The 17,787-nt window shown below is 67.2% G+C and carries 16 protein-coding genes; 9 read left to right on the top strand and 7 right to left on the bottom strand.

From position 1 onward, the window contains the following. Positions 1–246: 246 nt before the first annotated feature. Genes bla through H8S47_RS05215 form a run of 3 tightly spaced genes read left to right on the top strand, consistent with a single transcriptional unit; the run spans position 247 to position 2,693 of the window. On the top strand, positions 247–1,083 hold the full coding sequence (gene bla, locus H8S47_RS05225; RefSeq protein WP_328805431.1) for a subclass B3 metallo-beta-lactamase: 837 nt from the start codon (positions 247–249) through the stop codon (positions 1,081–1,083). A 6-nt stretch (positions 1,084–1,089) separates the two neighbouring features. After that, positions 1,090–1,755 carry a DUF969 domain-containing protein gene (locus H8S47_RS05220; protein ID WP_187502856.1) on the top strand — a complete coding sequence of 222 codons (666 nt, stop codon included), beginning with the start codon at positions 1,090–1,092 and terminating at the stop codon, positions 1,753–1,755. After that, positions 1,752–2,693, top strand: a complete 942-nt coding sequence (locus H8S47_RS05215) for a DUF979 domain-containing protein (RefSeq protein ID WP_187502855.1) — start codon at positions 1,752–1,754, stop codon at positions 2,691–2,693. Before H8S47_RS05220 ends, H8S47_RS05215 begins: the two co-directional genes overlap by 4 nt. Here H8S47_RS05215 and H8S47_RS05210 read toward each other — a convergent pair. From H8S47_RS05210 to H8S47_RS05200, 3 genes are read right to left on the bottom strand one after another with little or no spacing between them, the layout of a single operon-like run. Further along, on the bottom strand, positions 2,672–3,163 hold the full coding sequence (locus H8S47_RS05210) for a cupin domain-containing protein (protein WP_187502854.1): 492 nt from the start codon (positions 3,161–3,163) through the stop codon (positions 2,672–2,674). The genes H8S47_RS05215 and H8S47_RS05210 overlap by 22 nt on opposite strands. Continuing rightward, on the bottom strand, positions 3,163–4,257 hold the full coding sequence (locus H8S47_RS05205; RefSeq protein WP_187502853.1) for a Gfo/Idh/MocA family protein: 1,095 nt from the start codon (positions 4,255–4,257) through the stop codon (positions 3,163–3,165). The genes H8S47_RS05210 and H8S47_RS05205 overlap by 1 nt, the downstream gene beginning before the upstream one ends. After that, positions 4,257–4,820: a gluconokinase gene (locus H8S47_RS05200; protein ID WP_235982614.1), complete on the bottom strand. Its 564-nt coding sequence runs from the start codon at positions 4,818–4,820 to the stop codon at positions 4,257–4,259. Before H8S47_RS05200 ends, H8S47_RS05205 begins: the two co-directional genes overlap by 1 nt. A 359-nt stretch (positions 4,821–5,179) precedes the next feature. On the opposite strand from H8S47_RS05200, the gene H8S47_RS05195 reads away from it, so the two are divergent. Next, on the top strand, positions 5,180–6,292 hold the full coding sequence (locus tag H8S47_RS05195) for a lactonase family protein (protein ID WP_187502852.1): 1,113 nt from the start codon (positions 5,180–5,182) through the stop codon (positions 6,290–6,292). Positions 6,293–6,319: 27 nt separating this feature from the next. On the opposite strand, the gene H8S47_RS05190 is transcribed toward H8S47_RS05195, so the two are convergent. Beyond that, positions 6,320–7,891, bottom strand: coding sequence for a carboxylesterase/lipase family protein (locus H8S47_RS05190; RefSeq protein ID WP_187502851.1), 1,572 nt, complete (start codon positions 7,889–7,891; stop codon positions 6,320–6,322). 94 nt (positions 7,892–7,985) lie between these two features. Next, on the bottom strand, positions 7,986–9,317 hold the full coding sequence (locus tag H8S47_RS05185) for a metal-dependent hydrolase family protein (protein WP_187502850.1): 1,332 nt from the start codon (positions 9,315–9,317) through the stop codon (positions 7,986–7,988). 352 nt (positions 9,318–9,669) lie between these two features. Between H8S47_RS05185 and H8S47_RS05180 the strand changes: the two genes are divergently transcribed. From H8S47_RS05180 to H8S47_RS05160, 5 genes are all read left to right on the top strand, one after another. Beyond that, positions 9,670–12,111, top strand: coding sequence for a TonB-dependent receptor plug domain-containing protein (locus H8S47_RS05180; RefSeq protein WP_187502849.1), 2,442 nt, complete (start codon positions 9,670–9,672; stop codon positions 12,109–12,111). 132 nt (positions 12,112–12,243) lie between these two features. Next, complete coding sequence (locus H8S47_RS05175; RefSeq protein ID WP_187502848.1) at positions 12,244–13,392, top strand: glycosyltransferase; 1,149 nt, start codon at positions 12,244–12,246, stop codon at positions 13,390–13,392. Between the two features lie 69 nt (positions 13,393–13,461). After that, positions 13,462–14,865 carry an NAD(P)H-dependent flavin oxidoreductase gene (locus H8S47_RS05170; protein WP_187502847.1) on the top strand — a complete coding sequence of 468 codons (1,404 nt, stop codon included), beginning with the start codon at positions 13,462–13,464 and terminating at the stop codon, positions 14,863–14,865. 283 nt (positions 14,866–15,148) lie between these two features. Further along, a complete protein-coding gene (locus H8S47_RS05165; RefSeq protein WP_187502846.1) occupies positions 15,149–15,775 on the top strand; it encodes a LysE family translocator in 627 nt (208 codons plus the stop codon). 157 nt (positions 15,776–15,932) lie between these two features. Beyond that, positions 15,933–16,223 (top strand): hypothetical protein, encoded by a 291-nt coding sequence (locus tag H8S47_RS05160; protein ID WP_187502919.1) that lies wholly within the window; start codon positions 15,933–15,935, stop codon positions 16,221–16,223. A gap of 229 nt (positions 16,224–16,452) precedes the next feature. Here H8S47_RS05160 and H8S47_RS05155 read toward each other — a convergent pair whose 3' ends face one another. Then, a complete protein-coding gene (locus H8S47_RS05155) occupies positions 16,453–16,644 on the bottom strand; it encodes a hypothetical protein (protein ID WP_187502845.1) in 192 nt (63 codons plus the stop codon). 87 nt (positions 16,645–16,731) lie between these two features. Then, a complete protein-coding gene (locus H8S47_RS05150) occupies positions 16,732–17,730 on the bottom strand; it encodes a 2-hydroxyacid dehydrogenase (protein WP_187502844.1) in 999 nt (332 codons plus the stop codon). Positions 17,731–17,787 lie beyond the last annotated feature (57 nt).

Raw genomic sequence — 17,787 nt, 5'->3', positions numbered from 1 at the left:
TCGGTAGTCATAGGTGAAAAAGTATTTTCGAGCGTGATTTCAAATGTTTACAGGATCCCGAACAATCGAGTGGGAATAAGCTAGAAGAGGAAGTCTGCGATCCTCCCCCGCAAGGGGGAGGTGGCGCCAAAGGCGTCGGAGGGGGAGGAAATGATGCAGACGTTACCGCTTACCGCCCCCTCCGTCAGGCTACGCCTGCCACCTCCCCCTGGCGGGGGAGGATCGCTAAGCTCTCGCGCACGGTCGGTGATCGGCGCACTGGCGATCGCCGCCAGCGCACCGCTCCTCCTGGGCGCGGCCGACCCGCCCGCATGGACGCGCCCACAGGCGCCATTCCCGATCGCCGGCCCGATCAGCTATGTCGGCAGCGAAGGTATCGCCGCCTACCTCATCAAGACCAGCGCCGGCGCGATCCTGATCGACGGCACGCTCGCGCAGAATGCGGGGATGATCGAACGCAACATCGCCAAGGCCGGAGTCCGCCCCCGTGACGTGAAGCTGATCCTCGTCACCCACGCCCATTTCGATCACGCCGCGGGTGTAGCCGCGCTCAAGCGTGCAACCGGCGCGCGGGTTGTCGCCGGCATCCGCGACGTCCGCGCGCTCGAAACCGGTACGCCGCCCGGCGAGACCAACTATGGCGTCATCCGCTTCCCGAAAGTGCACGTCGATCGCGGCATACGCGATGGCGAAACGGTGACCCTCGGCACCACTACGCTGACCGCGCGCGCGACACCGGGGCACACGCCGGGCTGCACGACCTGGACGATGCGCATCCCCGCCAAGCCGCGCCCGCTCGACGTCGTGTTCCCGTGCAGCGTCAGCGTCGCGGGCAACCGCCTGCTCGGCAACCGCGCCTATCCCTGCATCGTCGCCGACTACCGCCGCAGCATCGCGATGCTCGGCACGTTGCACGCCGACATCGTCCTCCCGTCGCATCCCGAACTGGCCGATGTAATCGCCCGCGGCAAGCGCCGCCAGGCCGGTGACACCACTGCGTTCGTCGACCCCACATTGCTCCCGAAGATTGTCGCGAAGGCCAAGGTCGCGTTCGACGCTGATCTCGCCAAGCAGGCACGCTGAGCGGCGATGCTGGTCCTGTGCGGCATCGCGGTGATCGTCGCCGGCTTCCTGCTCCGGTTCAATCCGCTGCTCGTCGTCGCCGTCTCCGCGCTCGTCACTGGCCTGGCCGCCGGCATCGCACCGCTCGCGATCCTCGCCGCGTTCGGCAAGGCGTTCAACGAGAACCGCTACGTTACCGTGATCTACATCGTCCTGCCGGTGATCGGCCTGCTCGAACGCCACGGCCTTCAGGAACGTGCGCGCCTCGCTATCGCCAAGCTGAGGGGCGCGACCGTGGGGCGCCTGCTAATCGGCTATCTGCTGTTCCGCCAACTCACCGCAGCACTCGGCCTCACCTCGATCGCCGGCCCGGCCCAGAGCGTCCGTCCTTTGGTCGCCCCGATGGCCGAAGCCGCCGCCGAGGCGCAAGGCGTCGCGCCCGGCGGCGACCGCATCCCCGCAATGGCGGCGGCGACCGACAACATCGGACTGTTCTTCGGCGAGGACATCTTCATCGCGATCGGCTCGATCCTGCTGATGAAGGGCGTGCTGGAGGGCTACGGCATCGTCATCCAGCCGCTCCACCTCTCGATGTGGGCGATCCCGACCGCGATTGCCGCGTTCCTGATCCACGGCTTCCGCCTCTGGCTGCTCGATCGCCGTCTGGGGCGCGCCCGGAGATCCGCCAAGTGATCGGCACCGGCTTCATCTACGGCGTCGCCGGCCTGATGTTCGCGGCGTTCGCGATCCTGAGCGCGACCGACCGCACCAACCCGAAGCGTTTCGGCAACGGAGCCTTCTACGCGGTTTTGGCGATCAGCTTCCTGCTAGGGGGAAAGCTGGGCGACATCGGCAACGGCGTCCTCGTCCTCGCCCTCGTCGCGATTGCCGGATCGGGTGCGATGGGGCGGGGCGGGCGTGCCACCACCACACTCGGCGAACGGCGCGCCGAAGCTGCACGGCTCGGCAACCGTATATTCCTGCCCGCGCTGATCATCCCCGCCGCAGCACTCGGCGGGACCGTCCTGTTCCGCGCAGTCCCTAGCCTCGTCGACCCGAAGCAGGCGACGCTCGTCGCACTCACCTGCGGCGTCCTGATCGCGCTGGTCGCCATGCAGCTCTGGTTCCGCCCCCGGATCGCGACACCGCTCGCGGAAGGCGTCAGGCTGATGGACGCGATCGGCTGGGCCGCCGTCCTCCCGCAGATGCTGGCGAGCCTCGGCGCGGTCTTCGCGTTGGCCGGCGTCGGCGACGTCGTCGGCGGGCTCGCCGGCCACGCGATCCCCGAAGGCAGCCTGATCGGCGCAGTCCTCGCCTACACGCTAGGCATGGCGCTGTTCACGATGGTCATGGGCAACGCCTTCGCGGCGTTCCCCGTCATGGCTGCGGCGATCGGCATCCCCCTGCTGGTGCGCCACTACGGCGGCGACCCGGCGGTAGTCGCCGCGATCGGTATGCTCAGCGGCTTCTGCGGCACGCTGATGACGCCGATGGCGGCGAACTTCAATCTCGTCCCCGCCGCGCTGCTCGAGTTGAAGGACAAGAACGCCGTCATCCGCGCGCAGATACCGACCGCGCTGCCGCTGCTCGCGGTCAATATCGGCCTGCTCTACTGGCTGGGCTTCCGCTGACCCGACATCCTGATCTTCGTCCCGAGCATGACCAGCTTGCCGTCAATGCCGAACCAGTGCGGCACCCCCGCGGGGATCAGGAACACGTCCCCGACCGCGAGCTTCCGCGTCGTCCCGCCCTCGATCCGGTCACCTTCGACGAGCCCCGCAAAGCGCAGCTTCGGCGCGACCAGCGTGCCGCCCGAGACCAGCGTCCCCGATCCCGCCATCACCGTCGCATATTCAGCCTCGTCGGGGTGTACCGCAGGCTTGCCCGGCGCCTTCCAATATTCGAGCGCGGCGCTTGTCCCATCCGCCTCCACCAGCGAAGCCATGGCGAACCCCTGGCCCGGCTTCATCGTCTTTTCGAGCTTAACGACCCGTGCGCGAACATCCGCCGATGCGGCAAAGCTCGTCGGATCGGTCGCGGTCTGCGCGGGCAGGGCAGAGGCTGAAACGAACGCCACCGCAGCGACGAGCAACGACCGCATCACAGCTTCACCGTCCGGCCTTCGCGGACGGAGCGATAGATCGCCTCGACGATCCGCATGTCGCGCAGGCCTTCCTCACCGGAAACGATAGGCTCGCGTCCGTCGAGAATGCATTCCGCCAGATGATCGAGCTGCCCCGCGAACTGCGTCTTGCCGGGGCCGGGCGGGGGGCTGGTGATCGTAGTCTCGCGACCGTCGCGTCCGGTCCACATCTTATTACCGTCATAGCGCGTCGCGGGTTCCAACTCGACGCGACCCTTGTCTCCCATCAGCAGGATGTGGTTCTGGTTGGCGCTGTACATCGACTGGCACCCTGCGATCGCGCCAGACGGAAATTCCAGCGTCCATTCGATCATGTCCTCGACCTCGCGAAATCGCGGATCGCGGCGATCGGTCGATTCGCGTGCGGTGACCGCGATCGGCTCCTCGCCGGTCATGTAGCGCGCGGCTTGGAGGCTGTAGATGCCCATGTCCATCAGCGACCCGCCGCCTGCCATCGCGCGCTTCAGGCGCCACTTGTCCGGGTCGCGCTGGACGAAGCCGTGCTCCGAACGGACATACCGGATCTTGCCCGCCGCGCCGGACTTCGCGAGCCGCATCGCCTCCAGATTGAACGGTTCGAAATGGCAGCGATAGCCGATCATCAGCTTCTTGCTCGCGGCCTTGCACGCGCGGATCATCGCCTCGCACTCGGCGACCGAGATCGCCATCGGCTTCTCGCACATCACGTGCTTGCCGGCCTTGGCCGCGCGGATGGTGTAATCGGCGTGCATCGAATTGGGCAGGCAGACATAGACGATATCGACGTCGGGATTGTCGCGGATGCGATCGAAGTCGGCATAGGTATAGATCGACCGCTCGGGCACGTCGTATTTCGCTGCGGCCCCAAGCGCCTTGGTCCGGTCGCCGCTGACCAGCGCGGTCACCCGCGAATGCTCACAATTGACGAACTGCGGCAGAATCGTCTCGAGCCCGTAATACCCGAGCCCGACGATCGCATAGCCGAGCTTGCGCGGAGGCGCAGCGCAGGCTGCGCTCGACGTCGCCGCCAGCGTCGCCGCCGCAACGAGCAGATCACGTCTTCCGAGTTCCATTAGACAGCCCTCCCGAGGCGCTCTTCGTCGTGGACAGGTCTCTCGCGCAGAATCCAGTCCAGCGCGACGTCGCAGGCCCGATCGGGCGACAGACCGGCGGCGAGGGTAAGGGCACGCTCATCGGGCTGCGGCTTTTCCAGGGTGTCGAGCTGGCTCGCGATGAGGCTGGTGGGCATATAGTGCCCCGAACGATGCGCCAGTCGCCGCGACAGTTCGTCCTGGTCGGTGGTGTCGAGGAACACGAACAGCAGCGGGATACCCGCCATCCTGGACAGCCGATCGCGATAGATACGCTTCAGCGCGGAGCAGGCCCCGACCGCAACGCCGTCGCTATCGGCCGTATCGCGCAAGCTGGCGGCGACGCGGTCGAGCCAGGGCCAGCGGTCCTGGTCGTCGAGTGGCTGCCCCGCCCGCATCTTCGCAACGCTGTGCGGCGTATGGAAGGCGTCTCCCTCGAGGAATTGGCATCCGAGACGTGCCGCCAACGCGGCCCCGATCGTCGATTTTCCACTGCCGCTAACCCCCATGACGACGATCGCATAACAGGCTGCGGCGGATGGCATTCGTACTGTTTCGTCGAGGGAAGACACGGGCTCTCCATGGCAGGACGGGTTCGGTCGTATCATCAGACGCGCGCCGCGGGTCCCTCTATCCGGGAAACGCAGTGCGTAGCCTATTACGACCTTGGTCGTGATCGTCCGCGGTGGACGGATGCACTATTCGAAACGACCGATGCAGGAGTCCGTTTCATGATCCTCGCCCAGCGAGCGAATACGCGCGGTATCGTGGTCCTTGTCACCGCCAGGGCCCGCGGAGCGCGTGTTCGTCAGCAATGGCCGCGCTTCGGCGCACGCTGCGTTGCCTCCGCGCTGGGCATGACGCATGAACCGCCATCGATGCCGCTTTTAGCCGAGGACCGACGATGACCGACTGGACGACGACACGACGGTCCGCCCTTGCCGGGATGGCGGCAACGATCGCCTTCCCGGCAGTCGCCAAGCACGCCTCATCGGGTGCGATCACGCTGATCGCCGGGACGTACGCGCGCGAGGGTGGCAAGGGCCTGTACCCGGTCGCGTATGATCCGCGCCAAGACCGATGGCGGGTCGGAACGCCGATCCCCGGGATCGCGGACGCCTCGTTCGGCGCCGGTGGTGGCCCCGGCGGTGCCTATTACCTCGTTCGCGAAAATGCGGCTGGCGAGATCGCGGCCTACGCGCCGGGCTGGACACGGCGTGGGATCGTGCCGACCGCTGGCGCCGACCCCTGCTATGTCGCGATCGACCGGGCCAGCGCGTGCCTCGCGATCGCCAATTACTCCAGCGGCAGCGTCGCCTTTTATCAACTCGACAAGCGGACCGGCGTGCCCAGCCAGCCGACGCTGTTCCGCCATACCGGCAGCGGCCCGAACCATGACCGGCAGGACGGACCGCATGCGCATTGGGTAGGATTCAGCCCGGATCGGCGCTGGCTGCATTCGGTCGATCTCGGCGCGGACGCGATCTTCGCCTATCGTTTCGATCCGCGCGCGCGGACGCTCGCGGAGCCCGTGGTCGCATGGCGCGCGCCGGCGGGGGCCGGGCCGCGGCATCTCGCGCGCCATCCGACGCGACCGATCGCCTATGTCGTCTGCGAGATGGCGAACACGCTGATCATGCTAGACGCAGGGGCGGACGGGCGGTTCGTCACGCGGCACAGCGTCTCGACGCTGCCGGCCGGGCATCGCGGTGCGTCGCAGGCCGCGCATATCGCGGTCGACCGCGCCGGACGGCGGATCTACGTCTCGAACCGCGGGCACAACAGCATCGCCGTATTCGCGCTCGATTCCGCAGGCGTGCCGAGCCCGCTCCAGCACGTCGCGAGCGGCGGCAACTGGCCGCGCGCGTTCCTGCTCCTCGACGCGGAGCGGCAGTTGGTGGTCGCTAACGAGCGGTCCGGCACGGTCGCGATCTTCAAAATCGAGAGCGATGGCCGGCTGACCGCCACTGACCAGACGCAGACGGTGCCCGGCGCGGTGTTCCTCGACCGGATCTGACGCGCCGCGCGACGCCAGCCCGCGCGGTCAGGGCCGGCGGTTCTCGAGCAGGGGAACCGCAGCCTCGTAGCGCGCCTGATCGACAAACGGCTCGGCGCGCGTCTGCACGTCGACGGTCTGCCGCACGATCGCGGCATTGCCCGACGCTGCGGCCGGCCAGGTCGGCAGGCCGGTCGCGTTCGGGTTGCCGGTCTTGATGAACGCCGCGAAATAACCCTGGAACACGGCGGCTATGCGCCGATCCTCCGCCGTCCAGGCATAGGCCGGGTTCGTATCGAGATTGCCGAGCGCGTATTCGATCTCGGCACTGTGCACCGCGCCGATCGGCGGGACATCGGGATTGGTCAGCGGTGGCAACGCCGCGGGCCGGGGATGCGAGAAATAGTAGTAATAGGTCGGCTGCCGGGTCCGGCGATGCAGGTCGAACCACTTCCAGGTCGAGGCGCCGAGGAACGCGTCGCTCGCCAGCGCGGTCGCAGCGGCCGGCACGTCCGCATCGGTCCGCGCGGGGTATAGCGCGAACAGGGCATCGGCATCGGTGTAAAGCCGGGCGATACCGGCGTGGTAATTGGCGACCGTCGGCGGCTGGCCGTTCAGGACGCTGGTCCAACTGCCCTCCTGCGAATTCGAACCGACCAGCAACGGCACGCGCGCCGCTCGTCCCGCCGCGTAGGTGTCGATCGGCGCCTCGGCGAGGAACTGGCCGTCGACGATGAAGTCCGCGCGGAGGCGCTGCGTACCCTGCGCGGCGAGCAGTGCGTCGGCCGGCATCGCGCGGAGGTCTGCGATCGAGCTCGCACCCGCCGCGCGAACGAACGCGTCGCCATCCGCGGTCGCCTGCGCCAGAGACTTGGGGCGGAAGCTCGGCGGCATCACCCCGCCGCTCTCGCCGATCGCGCCGGCGAACTGCGTGCGGGTCAGCGGCGAGGTCATCAGCACGCTCACCGACATCGATCCGGCACTTTCCCCACCGATCGTGATGTGCGCCGGGTCGCCTCCGAATGCGGCGGCGTTGCGACGAACCCAGGCGAGCGCGGCGGCCTGATCGAGCAGGCCGTAATTGCCCGCGGTGTGCGTCGGCGATTCCGCGACGAGGTCGCTGGTCGCGAGGAAGCCGAATGCGCCGAGCCGGTAGTTGATCGTCACGACGACGATGCCCTGCCGCGCCAGTGCTGCACCGTCATAGCGGAGTTCGGATCCATCGCCTGCGATCGCGCCGCCGCCATGGATGTAGAACAGCACGGGAAGCTTCGCGCCGGGCTTCGTGCCGGCCGGCGCCCACATGTTCAGCGTCAGGCAATCCTCGGCGATGCCGGGCGAGCGGAACTTCATGTCGGCGAACAAGGGTTGCTGCATGCAGCGTGCACCGAATGCGTCCGCCTTCCGCACGCCGCTCCACCGCGCGGCACGCTTGGGCGGCTGCCACCTGAGCGCACCGACAGGCGGCGCCGCGTAGGGGATGCCGCGATAGGTATCGACCGGGGCTTGCGACGTCGTCAGGCGGACACCTTGGAGCGTGCCGCCTTCGACGCGTACGCTTTGTGCCGCGGCTGGGGCTGCGCACAGCCCGATCCCCAGAATCCATCCCGCCCGTAGCATGTCGTCGTTCTCCGCGATCGTCTGACGCCGACGGTCGCAGTTCGGCGGGCATTTGCCAAGGCGACCGGTTCGATTGTATCGTCCGGAACCGCAGTCAGGTGCCGGGTTGCGGACCCTTTGCGATCGCGCCGCGGTGCATCACGAAGTCGACATGCTCGAGGCGGGTTACGTCTTCGAGCGGCGAGCCCCGCACGGCGATGATGTCCGCGGTCTTGCCGATGGCGAGCGTGCCGATGTCGTCGCGTCCGAGCAGGTCGGCGGCGCCGGTCGTCGCGGCCGCGATCGCCTGGGTCGGCGTGAGGCCGTTCCTCACCATCAGCGCGAACTCGGTGGCGTTGTCGCCATGCTTCGATACGCCGGTGTCGGTGCCGAATGCGACCTTCACACCGGCCGCATAAGCGCGGCGGTGGCTGGCGGCCATGGCGGCGGCGGCAGCCTCGGCCTTGACGATCGTCGCTGGCGGCAAGGCGCCACCGCGCGCCTGTGCAAGCGCTGCGACGGGCGCGATCTCGGTCGGCACGAGGTAGGCGCCTTTGGCTTTGAAGAGCCGGATGGTGTCCTCGTCGAGGAACGTGCCGTGTTCGATCGAGTCGACGCCGGCTTCCAGCGCCGCCTTGGTGCCCTCGGCCGCGTGGCTATGCGCGGCGACCTTGCGGCCCAGCGCATGCGCCGTCTCGATGATCGCGCGCATCTCGTCCGGAGTCATTGCGCGGCCGAGGCCACCGCTCACATTCGAGAGAACACCGCCGGTGGCCGCGAATTTGATGACGCGGGCGCCCAGCGCCACCTGCGCCCGTACCGCGCGTCGGCAATCGTCGGGGCCGTCGCACAGATTGATCTCCTTGCCATGGACCATGTCGGCGAACTCCTCGGCAAGCCCGTTGCCGCCGTCGCCATGGCCGCCGGTCACCGAGATCATCTCGCCCGCGTTGGTTATGCTCGGGCCCTCGACCGTCCCCGCGTCGATCGCATCGCGCAGCGCACGGATACCGCGCGGGTCGCCACCGAGATCGCGGACCGAGGTGAAGCCGGCGTTCAACGTCGTGCGCGCGTTCGCTACGGCGGTCATCTCGTCGTCGAACCGGTCGCGGTTCAGCGCCTCCAGTCGTGCCCGCATCGGATCGCCGCCGATACCCCATAGGTGGACGTGCATATCGACCAGCCCCGGCATGACGAACGCGGTGCGCAGGTCGACCAGTGTCGCGCCCTGCTCGGGCGCGACGAAACCCTCGCGCAATTCGGCGACCTTGCCGTCGCGGACGATGATCGTGGTGTTGCCGCGCGGCGGCTGGCCCGGCCGATCGAGCAGCGTGCCGGCCTGGATATACGTGGCGGCGGCTGGCCGGGTTTGCGGCGCAGGTGTCGTCTGCGCGTAGAGCGGCAGCGCAACGGTGGCGGTCAGGCCGATCAAGAGTGCCTTGAGCATATGGTTTCTCCCCTTTCGCCCATGCTTGCCGAACCGCGGTGTTTCGGCAAGCGCCGACCGTGCCATCCTTCCGGTGCGCCAACTAAAAATTGCTTGGTCGAAAGCTCAATCGACTGGGAACTCCCACCACGATAGGGGATGATCGTCATCTTGGATGGAGACGACCATGCGGCGGCGACGTGCTGGCGGTGCAAAGGCATCCCGAATGGGACGTTGCAGCGCGTGCATTTAGCCGCGCGTTCTTTTCACTTATCGGCCGCGCGCTCGGTACCTATCGGGACCGGTGAATGCGTCCGTTCGTTCATCACGTACCGAGATCGTCGCAGAACGATCCACTATCAGGGATTACCGCATGACTGCCTATCGCACCGCGTTGACGCTCGCCGTCTCGACTCTCGCCTTTGCCAGCGCCCAGGCCGCGTATGCCCAGAATGCGCCGCTGCCCGCCGCCTCAGACCCAGCGGCGGCGCTTCCCGATACGCAGGACGACATCATCGTCACCGGGACTCGGTCTGTCGGTCGCTCGCGGCTCGACAGCGCATCGCCGGTCGATGTGCTGAGTTCGGCAGCGCTTCAGCGGCAGGGGACTACCGAACTCGGTGCGGCGCTGTCGGCGATCGCGCCCTCGATCGACTTCCCGCGGCCCTCGGCCGTCGACGGCACCGATGCGATCCGACCGGCCACGCTGCGCGGCCTGTCGCCCGATCAGACGCTGGTGTTGATCAACGGCGTGCGGGGGCACACTGCGGCGTTGCTCAACGTCGGAGGCTCGGTCGGTCGCGGCTCGGCGGCGGTCGATTTGAACACCATTCCAACCGTCGCGCTAGACCGGATCGAGGTGCTGCGTGACGGTGCATCGGCACAATATGGCTCCGACGCGATCGCGGGCGTCGTCAACCTGCGCCTGCGCGAGGCAAGGTCGGGCGGCGGCGCGACGGTCAATTACGGCTTCTACAACACCGACATCGATACCGCGCGCGGCAGCCGCAGCACGAACGGCGAGCATGCCGTGACGGTGTCGGGGTGGCAGGGCGTCGGCTTCGGCGAAGATGGCTTCCTGACCGTGTCGGGCGAGTATCTGAACCGCCAGGCCACCAACCGTGCCGATTTCGACCCGCGTGTCACGCCGTCACGCGTGACCGGCCGGTTCGGCGATCCCGCCGTCGAGCAGTACAGCATCTTCGCCAATGCCGGCACGACGCTGACTGGTTCGTGGAAGCTGTACGGCTGGCTCGGCTATCAGGACCGCGACACGCGCAGTGCCGCGTTTCCACGGCTCGCCAGTGCCACGACGGCGCTGGCCGGCTACCCCGATGGCTTCCTGCCGATCATCAACACCAAATCGCGCGATCTGAACTCGGCGGTCGGCATCAAGGGCGAGGTCGCCGACTGGTCGGTCGATCTGAACGTCAGCTACGGCCGCAACAAGATCGGTTTCCGTACGCTGAACTCGGCGAACTACGCCTATGGCAGCGCGACCCCGAAGGACTTCTCGGACGGCGCGCTGGTCTATGATCAGCTCGTCGCGGGCCTCGACGTCAGTCGCAAGCTCGACGTCCTGCAGGGCCTGAACGTCGCGTTCGGCCTCGAAGGGCGCCGCGAAGGTTTCCAGATTCAGGCGGGCGAACGGGCGTCGTACGATTATCCCGTTGCCGGCACGATCACCGGTGCGGCGGCGAACGCGGCGCCCGGCGCGCAAGGGTTCGGCGGCTTCTCGCCCGCCAACGAAGTCGATCGTCATCGCCGCAACGGCAGCGTCTATCTCGATCTCGAAGCGCAGGTGACCGACAAGCTGCTCGTCGGGCTCGCTGGCCGCGGCGAGGATTATTCGGATTTCGGCACCACCGCTACCGGCAAAATCTCGGCACGCTACGACTTCGCACCCTGGTTCGCGCTCCGCGGCACGGCCTCGACCGGGTTCCGCGCGCCTGCTCTCCAGCAGCAGTATTTCACGTCGATCGCGACCGTCATCCAGAACGGCAACCCGATCCAGACCGGCACCTTCCCGTCGGTCAGCCCGGTTGCGACGCGGCTAGGCGGCCTGCCGCTCGAGCCCGAGAAATCGACCAACCTGTCGGTCGGCACCGTCTTTCGCTTCGGTCGGTTCGACCTGACCGTCGATGCCTATAGGATCCGGATCCGCAACCAGATCGGCCTGTCGGAGAACATCACGACGTCGGCGACCCAGTCTGCGGCGGTCAACGCACAGATCACCAGTCTGCTTGCAGGATCGGGTGCGACCGCCGCGCGCTTCTTCATCAACGGGCTCGCCTCCACCACCAAGGGTATCGACGCGGTCGCACATTATCGCCTGCCGACCGACGCGGCCGGGACGTTCGACTTCACGATCGCGGGCAACATCAACGACAGCGACGTGACGCGCGTGCCGACCTCGACGTCGACGCTCAACCCCGCGCCGGTGCTCTTCGCGCGCAGCCGTATCCTGACGCTCGAAGACGGTACCCCCGGCGAGAAGGTGACGGGATCGATCGACTGGTCGCTCGATCGACTGGGGGCACTCGCCCGCGTCACCTATTACGGCGACGTCAACCAGCCCGGCACCACCGAAGCCGCAGACGTGCACAGCGGCAAGCATCTCATCACCGATGTGGAGCTTCGCTATCAGGCGACCAAGGGCGCGCAACTCGGTTTGGGCGTCAGCAACCTGTTCGACGTGTACCCCGATGCGACGGTCGTCGCCAACAACGTGACCGGCGTGATCGGCTTTCCCTATTACTCGCCATTCGGGTTCAACGGTCGCTATCTTTACGCGCGGGCGGGGCTGAGCTGGTAGTCGCCCAAGGGGCGGCGACTCAGGCTTGTCGATGTCGTTCTTCCCGGCGGGCGTTCCGCGGGAGGACGACATCGGCAGTGCGCGACGCAGCGCTCTCTTGAAACCGCCATCGGAAATCGGCATCGCACGCCGATGGCCGCTCCCGTGAACATCCTGCACCTCCATTCCACGTTCGACCTTGGCGGCAAGGAGGCGCGGGCGGTTCGGTTGATGAACGCGTTCGGGGATCGGGCGAAGCACACCATCGTGTCGGGCGTGCCCGACGCGTTGAGTGCGCGGGATTCGATCGCGAAGGGCGTTCGCTATGAGATCGCGCAGAATCCCCCGCCGTTGACGGGCAAGCCTTCGGTCAAGCGCTACGAGGCGATCGCGCAGTATATGCGGCGGTTCGATCTGGTGTTGAGCTACAACTGGGGCGCGATCGACGGGGCGATGGCACGGCGCGCGTTCAGTAAGGGCGCGCCGCCGCTCGTCCATCACGAGGACGGGTTCAACGCCGACGAGGCAGGCGGGCTCAAGATCGAGCGCAACGTCTATCGGCGGCTTGCGCTAGGCGCGGCGCACGCGCTGGCGGTGCCCTCGGAGGTGCTCGAAGGCATCGCGCTGAAGACCTGGAAACAGCCGCGCGAGCGCGTCCACCGGATCGTCAACGGGATCGGCACCGCCTATTACGCGCAGAAGCCCGAGCCCAAGGCGATCCCCGGTTTTACGCGCAACGCCAAGGAAGTCGTGATCGGCGCGCTGGCGGGCCTGCGCGAGGTGAAGGACCTCACCGCGCTGGTCCGTGCGGTCGGTGGCGTCTCGGGCCGGGTGCGCCTCGTGATCGTCGGCGAGGGCCCGGAGCGCGCGAACATCCTTCAAGCTGCCGCGGCGATGGGGATGGCGGACAAGCTCGTGCTGCCCGGTTTCCTCGATCGACCCTATCGGTATATCGGCCATTTCGACATGCTCGCGGTGTCGTCGCGGAGCGAGCAGTTCCCGATCTCCGTGGTCGAGGCGATGGCGGCGGGCCTGCCGATCGCGAGCTATCCGGTCGGCGACATCAGGCGGATGGTCTCGCCCGAGAACCTGCCGTTCGTCACCGACATCGCCAACGAGGTGCGGCTGCGCGATGCGTTGCAGGCGCTGGTCGCGGACCCGGCCCTGCGGGCGTCGGTCGGCGCCGCGAACCAGGCCAAGGCACGGGCGGAGTACGACGAGGCGGTGATGATCGCCCGCTATCGCGCGCTGTACGAGGATGCGCTCGGCCGCCCCGGTGCACTAGGCGATATACTAACCTAGGTCTTAATATTGCTCGCGCGCTGCGTCCTTGCGATATAGGGGGCCGTATTTTCCGGGAGAGGTGACGTCGTGTTCAAGGGCCTGAAGCCTATCGTCTATAACGGTCGGGAAGTCTGGCCTCTGGTTGAGGGCGGCAAGGGCGTCGCTGCGACCAACCACGCCTCGGCCGGCGCCTGGGCTGCAGCTGGGGGCATCGGCACGGTCTCGGCCGTGAACGCCGACAGCTACGATCCCGACGGCAAGATCATCCCGCAGGTCTACGCGGCGCTGACGCGGCGCGACCGCCACGAGGAACTCGTCCAGTACGCGATCGAGGGTGCGGTCCAGCAGGTCGAGCGCGCCTATGAGATCGCCGACGGCAAGGGCGCGATCAACATCAACGTGCTGTGGGAAATGGGCGGCGCGCAGCGGATCCTGCACGGCGTGCTGGAGCGCACGCGCGGCAAGGTCGCCGGCGTCACCTGCGGTGCGGGCATGCCGTACAAGCTGTCCGAGATCACTGCGTCCTACGGTGTCAGCTATCTGCCGATCGTCAGCTCCGGCCGCGCCTTCCGCGCGCTGTGGAAGCGGGCCTATTCGAAGGCGGCCGAGTGGCTGGCTGCGGTGGTGTACGAGGATCCGTGGCTCGCGGGCGGGCACAACGGCCTGTCGAACGCCGAGGACCCGTTGAAGCCGCAGGACCCGTATCCGCGTGTCAAGGAACTGCGCGATGTGATGCGTGAGGGCGGCATCAGCGACGACGTGCCGATCGTGATGGCAGGCGGCGTCTGGTATCTGCGCGACTGGAACGACTGGATCGACAATCCCGAGCTCGGCACGATCGCGTTCCAGTTCGGCACGCGGCCGTTGCTCACGCGCGAGAGCCCGATCCCGGAGGGTTGGAAGAACGCGCTGACCCAGATCGAGGAAGGCGACGTGCTGCTGCACAAATTCTCGCCGACCGGGTTCTATTCGTCGGCGGTGCGCAATCCGTTCCTGCGCTCGCTCGAGGCGCGGTCCGAGCGCCAGATCGCGTTCTCGACGCAGGAGGCCGGCGATCACGTCTTCCAGCTCGACGTCGGCGTGAAGGGCAAGAATTTCTGGGTCACGCGCAACGACCTGCTGCGCGCACGCCAGTGGTTCGGCGAAGGCTATACCGACGCGCTGAAGACGCCCGACAACACGCTCGTGTTCGTCAGCCCGACCGAGAAGGGCATGATCCGCAAGGACCAGGCCGACTGCATGGGCTGCCTGTCGCAATGCTCGTTCTCGAGCTGGGCGGATACCGAGACCAACTCGACCGGGCGCCTCGCCGATCCGCGCAGCTTCTGCATCCAGAAGACGCTCCAGGACATCGCGCACGGTGGCGACATCGACCAGAACCTGATGTTCGCGGGGCATGCGGCGTATAATTTCAAGAAGGACCCGTTCTATTCGAACGGCTTCGTGCCGAGCGTCGGGCAGCTGGTCGATCGGATTCTTACGGGGGATTGAGGCGAGGGGGCGTCGTACATCGATGATGACGACTTTTCGATAGTATCGGCTTCGCAAGGTCTCGGGCGCTGAACAGAGTGGCACTTATCGGCCGGGAGCAAGGGTAGCGTGTTTCCCCGCGAAGGCGGGGATCCAGACTGGGCTCCCGCCTTCGCGGGAGAACAAGGAAGAGCGGACCGTCGTTCGAACGCGGCCGCTCTCTTGCTTCGAGACGATAAACACCGAACACGTCCGGCGTGCTGATAGTCGCTAAGTTACGGTTCTTTGAGAGGCAGGGGCAGACATGACACTCCACGCATGGTGGCTGTTCGTCATCGCGATCGTCCTGCTGTGCGGGACGCCGGGTCCCAATATGCTGCACGTCATGACGCGCAGCGTGGCGTTCGGCGCGCGCCGCAGCATCGCGGCGATGGCGGGGTGCCTGACCGCACTGATACTCGTGCTTGCGGCATCGGCGGCGGGCGTATCCGCGTTGCTGGCCGCATGGCCCCGCGTGTTCGACGCGCTGCGCTATGCCGGGGTCGCGTATCTCGTGTTCCTCGGCATCAAGGCATGGCGCGGGGCAGGGTCTCCGATCGACGTCGGCGCGGACGCGCTGCCGGTGACGGTCTCCACCCGCCGGCTGTTCCGCGGCGGGTTGGTCATCGGCATCAGCAATCCCAAGCTGTTGCTGTTCGCCGCGGCCTTTCTCCCGCAATTCGTCGATCGCGCATCGCCACAGGCGCCGCAGTTCGCGATCCTCGTCGCGACCTTCGCGGTGGTCGAGAGCATCTGGTACGGCATCTATGCGGCAGGCGGCCGGACGCTCGCCAGATACCTGACGCGACCGGCGCTGCGGCGGGCGTTCGACCGGGTGACGGGCGGGATCTTCATCGGCTTCGGACTGGCCCTGTTGCGGGTGCGGGCGTAGCGCGGCCATTGCCGTTTCCGGGCATTGCGCGCATAACGGATCCATCGCGGCGCTTCGTACGGGCAGGCTGCGACTGAGAGATGCTTTGCGCTCCCGCTCCGAGCCGGGAATGCCGCATGACGATCTATCCATACATCGCAACCGGGGCGCTCGCATCGTGACCACGGGCGCAGACAAGCCGGCCGTCGACAAGCAGGTCGTCGCAAAGCAGGTCTCCGAGACGGTCGTGCCGATTTCGCGGGCGGTGAACGTCAGCGTCGAGCAGCCTCAGGTCGTTGCGATGTGCAAGAAGCACGGAGCGATCATCAGCGCGATCGAGACGCTGCCGTCGGGGGGCACGCGGGTCGTGCTGATGAACAGTGCCGACGCCGCCAAGATCATTAAGGCGTTCGGGTCGAAAGTGCTGACCGGAACGGTCGCCCGCACGCACTGGATGCGCGCGGTCTGAGGCGAGCGGTCTGAGGCGTTTGGTTTAATCCTCCCCCGCTAGGGGGAGGTGGCTGGCTCTTGCCAGACGGAGGGGAGGAGAGGGCAACCTCTGTTCCGCGTCCTCCCCCTCCGTCACCTTCGGTGCCTCCTCCCCCTGGCGGGGGAGGATTAATGGCTCACCAAACTGTCGGACGCCGTAATTTGGTGGGACAGGGGCAATATTCCCGCATGTCCCACCAAGTTCTCGATCAGTCGGCGACCGTGCCGACCACCGCGCCACCGGCACCGCCAACGGCCGCACCCTTCTCGATGCTACCACCAGTGGCCGCCGCGACGCCTGCGCCACCGGCGGCGCCGATGCCCGCGCCCTTAAGCGTCGAGCACGCGCTCATCGACACGGCGGATGCGACCAGCAGGGCGGAAATAGCAAACGTCTTCATGGGGATACTCCTGTTCACCGGGGGTATCTGACAAATGCTGCATTGCGATATCGGTTCCGCAAAGTTGATGCAGTTTATCCTCCGCCGTCAGGCCCAGCCGTCGAGAACCTGATCCGGCGGTCGATGCCCGTCCGCCCACATCCGGATATTCTGGATCACGCGCTCGCCCGATGCCATCCGGCCTTCGAGCGTGGCTGACCCCATATGCGGCAGCATCACCACGTTGGGCAGCGCGAGCAGGCGCGGATCGATCACCGGCTCATGCGCCCAGACGTCGAGCCCAGCACCAGCGAGCCGCCCGTTCTCCAGCGCCTCGACCAGCGCCACCTCGTCGACGATCCCGCCGCGCGCCGCGTTGATCAGGTAGACATGCGGGCGCATCAGCGCGATCCGCCGCGCGTCGAGCAGGTCGCGGCTGTCGGCATTGAGCGGCGTGTGGATCGTGACGATGTCGACCGCCGCAAGCATCTCGTCGAGCGATTCGTGGAAGGTCGCCGCCAGTTGCGCCTCGCGGACCGCGGGCAGGCGGGTGCGATTGTGGTAATGGATCGTCAGCCCGAACGCGCGCGCCCTGAGCGCAACCGCCTGGCCGATCCGCCCCATGCCGACTATGCCTAGCGCTTTGCCGCCTATCCGGTGGCCGAGCATCCCGCCCGGGCTCCAGCCGTTCCACTGGCCCGACCGCACCAGCTTTTCGCCCTCGGCTAGGCGGCGGGGGACCGACAGGATCAGCGCCATCGTCATGTCGGCGGTGTCCTCGGTGAGCACCCCCGGCGTGTTGGTGACGATGATGCCGCGAGCCCGCGCCGCCGTCAGGTCGATATGGTTCACGCCCGCGCCGTAGTTCGCGATCAGCTTCAAGCGGTCGCCGGCGCCGGCGATCAGGGCAGCGTCGATGTCGTCGGTAACGGTCGGGACCAGCACGTCGCAATCGGCCATCGCGGCGGCGAGCTGCTCGCGCGTCAGCTTGGCGTCGGGGCGGTTGTTGTGGGTATCGAACAGCGCCTCCATCCGGTCCATGAGCGTATCCGCCAGCTCGCGGGTGACGACGACCTTCGGGTTCGGACAGCGGCGTGTGTCGATCATGCGACCGGCTTGGCGAAGGCGCTCGTGCCCGTCAACGTCTCGTCGCCGTCCCGTCGC

It is taken from the genome of Sphingomonas albertensis (assembly GCF_014358075.1).
GTDB classification, from domain to species: Bacteria; Pseudomonadota; Alphaproteobacteria; order Sphingomonadales; family Sphingomonadaceae; genus Sphingomonas; species Sphingomonas albertensis.
Note: the sequence above shows the minus strand (reverse complement) of the source record. Positions and strands in the feature narration are given on the sequence as shown.

Bases quoted from the DNA above. Each gene is read 5' to 3' on its own strand.
- H8S47_RS05205 (WP_187502853.1), bottom strand. From the start codon at position 4,257: ATGGAACTCGGAAGACGTGATCTGCTCGTTGCGGCGGCGACGCTGGCG.
- H8S47_RS05185 (WP_187502850.1), bottom strand. From the start codon at position 9,317: ATGCTCAAGGCACTCTTGATCGGCCTGACCGCCACCGTTGCGCTGCCG.
- H8S47_RS05180 (WP_187502849.1), top strand. From the start codon at position 9,670: ATGACTGCCTATCGCACCGCGTTGACGCTCGCCGTCTCGACTCTCGCC.
- H8S47_RS05210 (WP_187502854.1), bottom strand. From the start codon at position 3,163: ATGCGGTCGTTGCTCGTCGCTGCGGTGGCGTTCGTTTCAGCCTCTGCC.
- H8S47_RS05175 (WP_187502848.1), top strand. From the start codon at position 12,244: ATGGCCGCTCCCGTGAACATCCTGCACCTCCATTCCACGTTCGACCTT.
- H8S47_RS05150 (WP_187502844.1), bottom strand. From the start codon at position 17,730: ATGATCGACACACGCCGCTGTCCGAACCCGAAGGTCGTCGTCACCCGC.
- H8S47_RS05220 (WP_187502856.1), top strand. From the start codon at position 1,090: ATGCTGGTCCTGTGCGGCATCGCGGTGATCGTCGCCGGCTTCCTGCTC.
- H8S47_RS05200 (WP_235982614.1), bottom strand. From the start codon at position 4,820: ATGCCATCCGCCGCAGCCTGTTATGCGATCGTCGTCATGGGGGTTAGC.
- H8S47_RS05155 (WP_187502845.1), bottom strand. From the start codon at position 16,644: ATGAAGACGTTTGCTATTTCCGCCCTGCTGGTCGCATCCGCCGTGTCG.
- H8S47_RS05195 (WP_187502852.1), top strand. From the start codon at position 5,180: ATGACCGACTGGACGACGACACGACGGTCCGCCCTTGCCGGGATGGCG.
- H8S47_RS05190 (WP_187502851.1), bottom strand. From the start codon at position 7,891: ATGCTACGGGCGGGATGGATTCTGGGGATCGGGCTGTGCGCAGCCCCA.
- H8S47_RS05165 (WP_187502846.1), top strand. From the start codon at position 15,149: ATGACACTCCACGCATGGTGGCTGTTCGTCATCGCGATCGTCCTGCTG.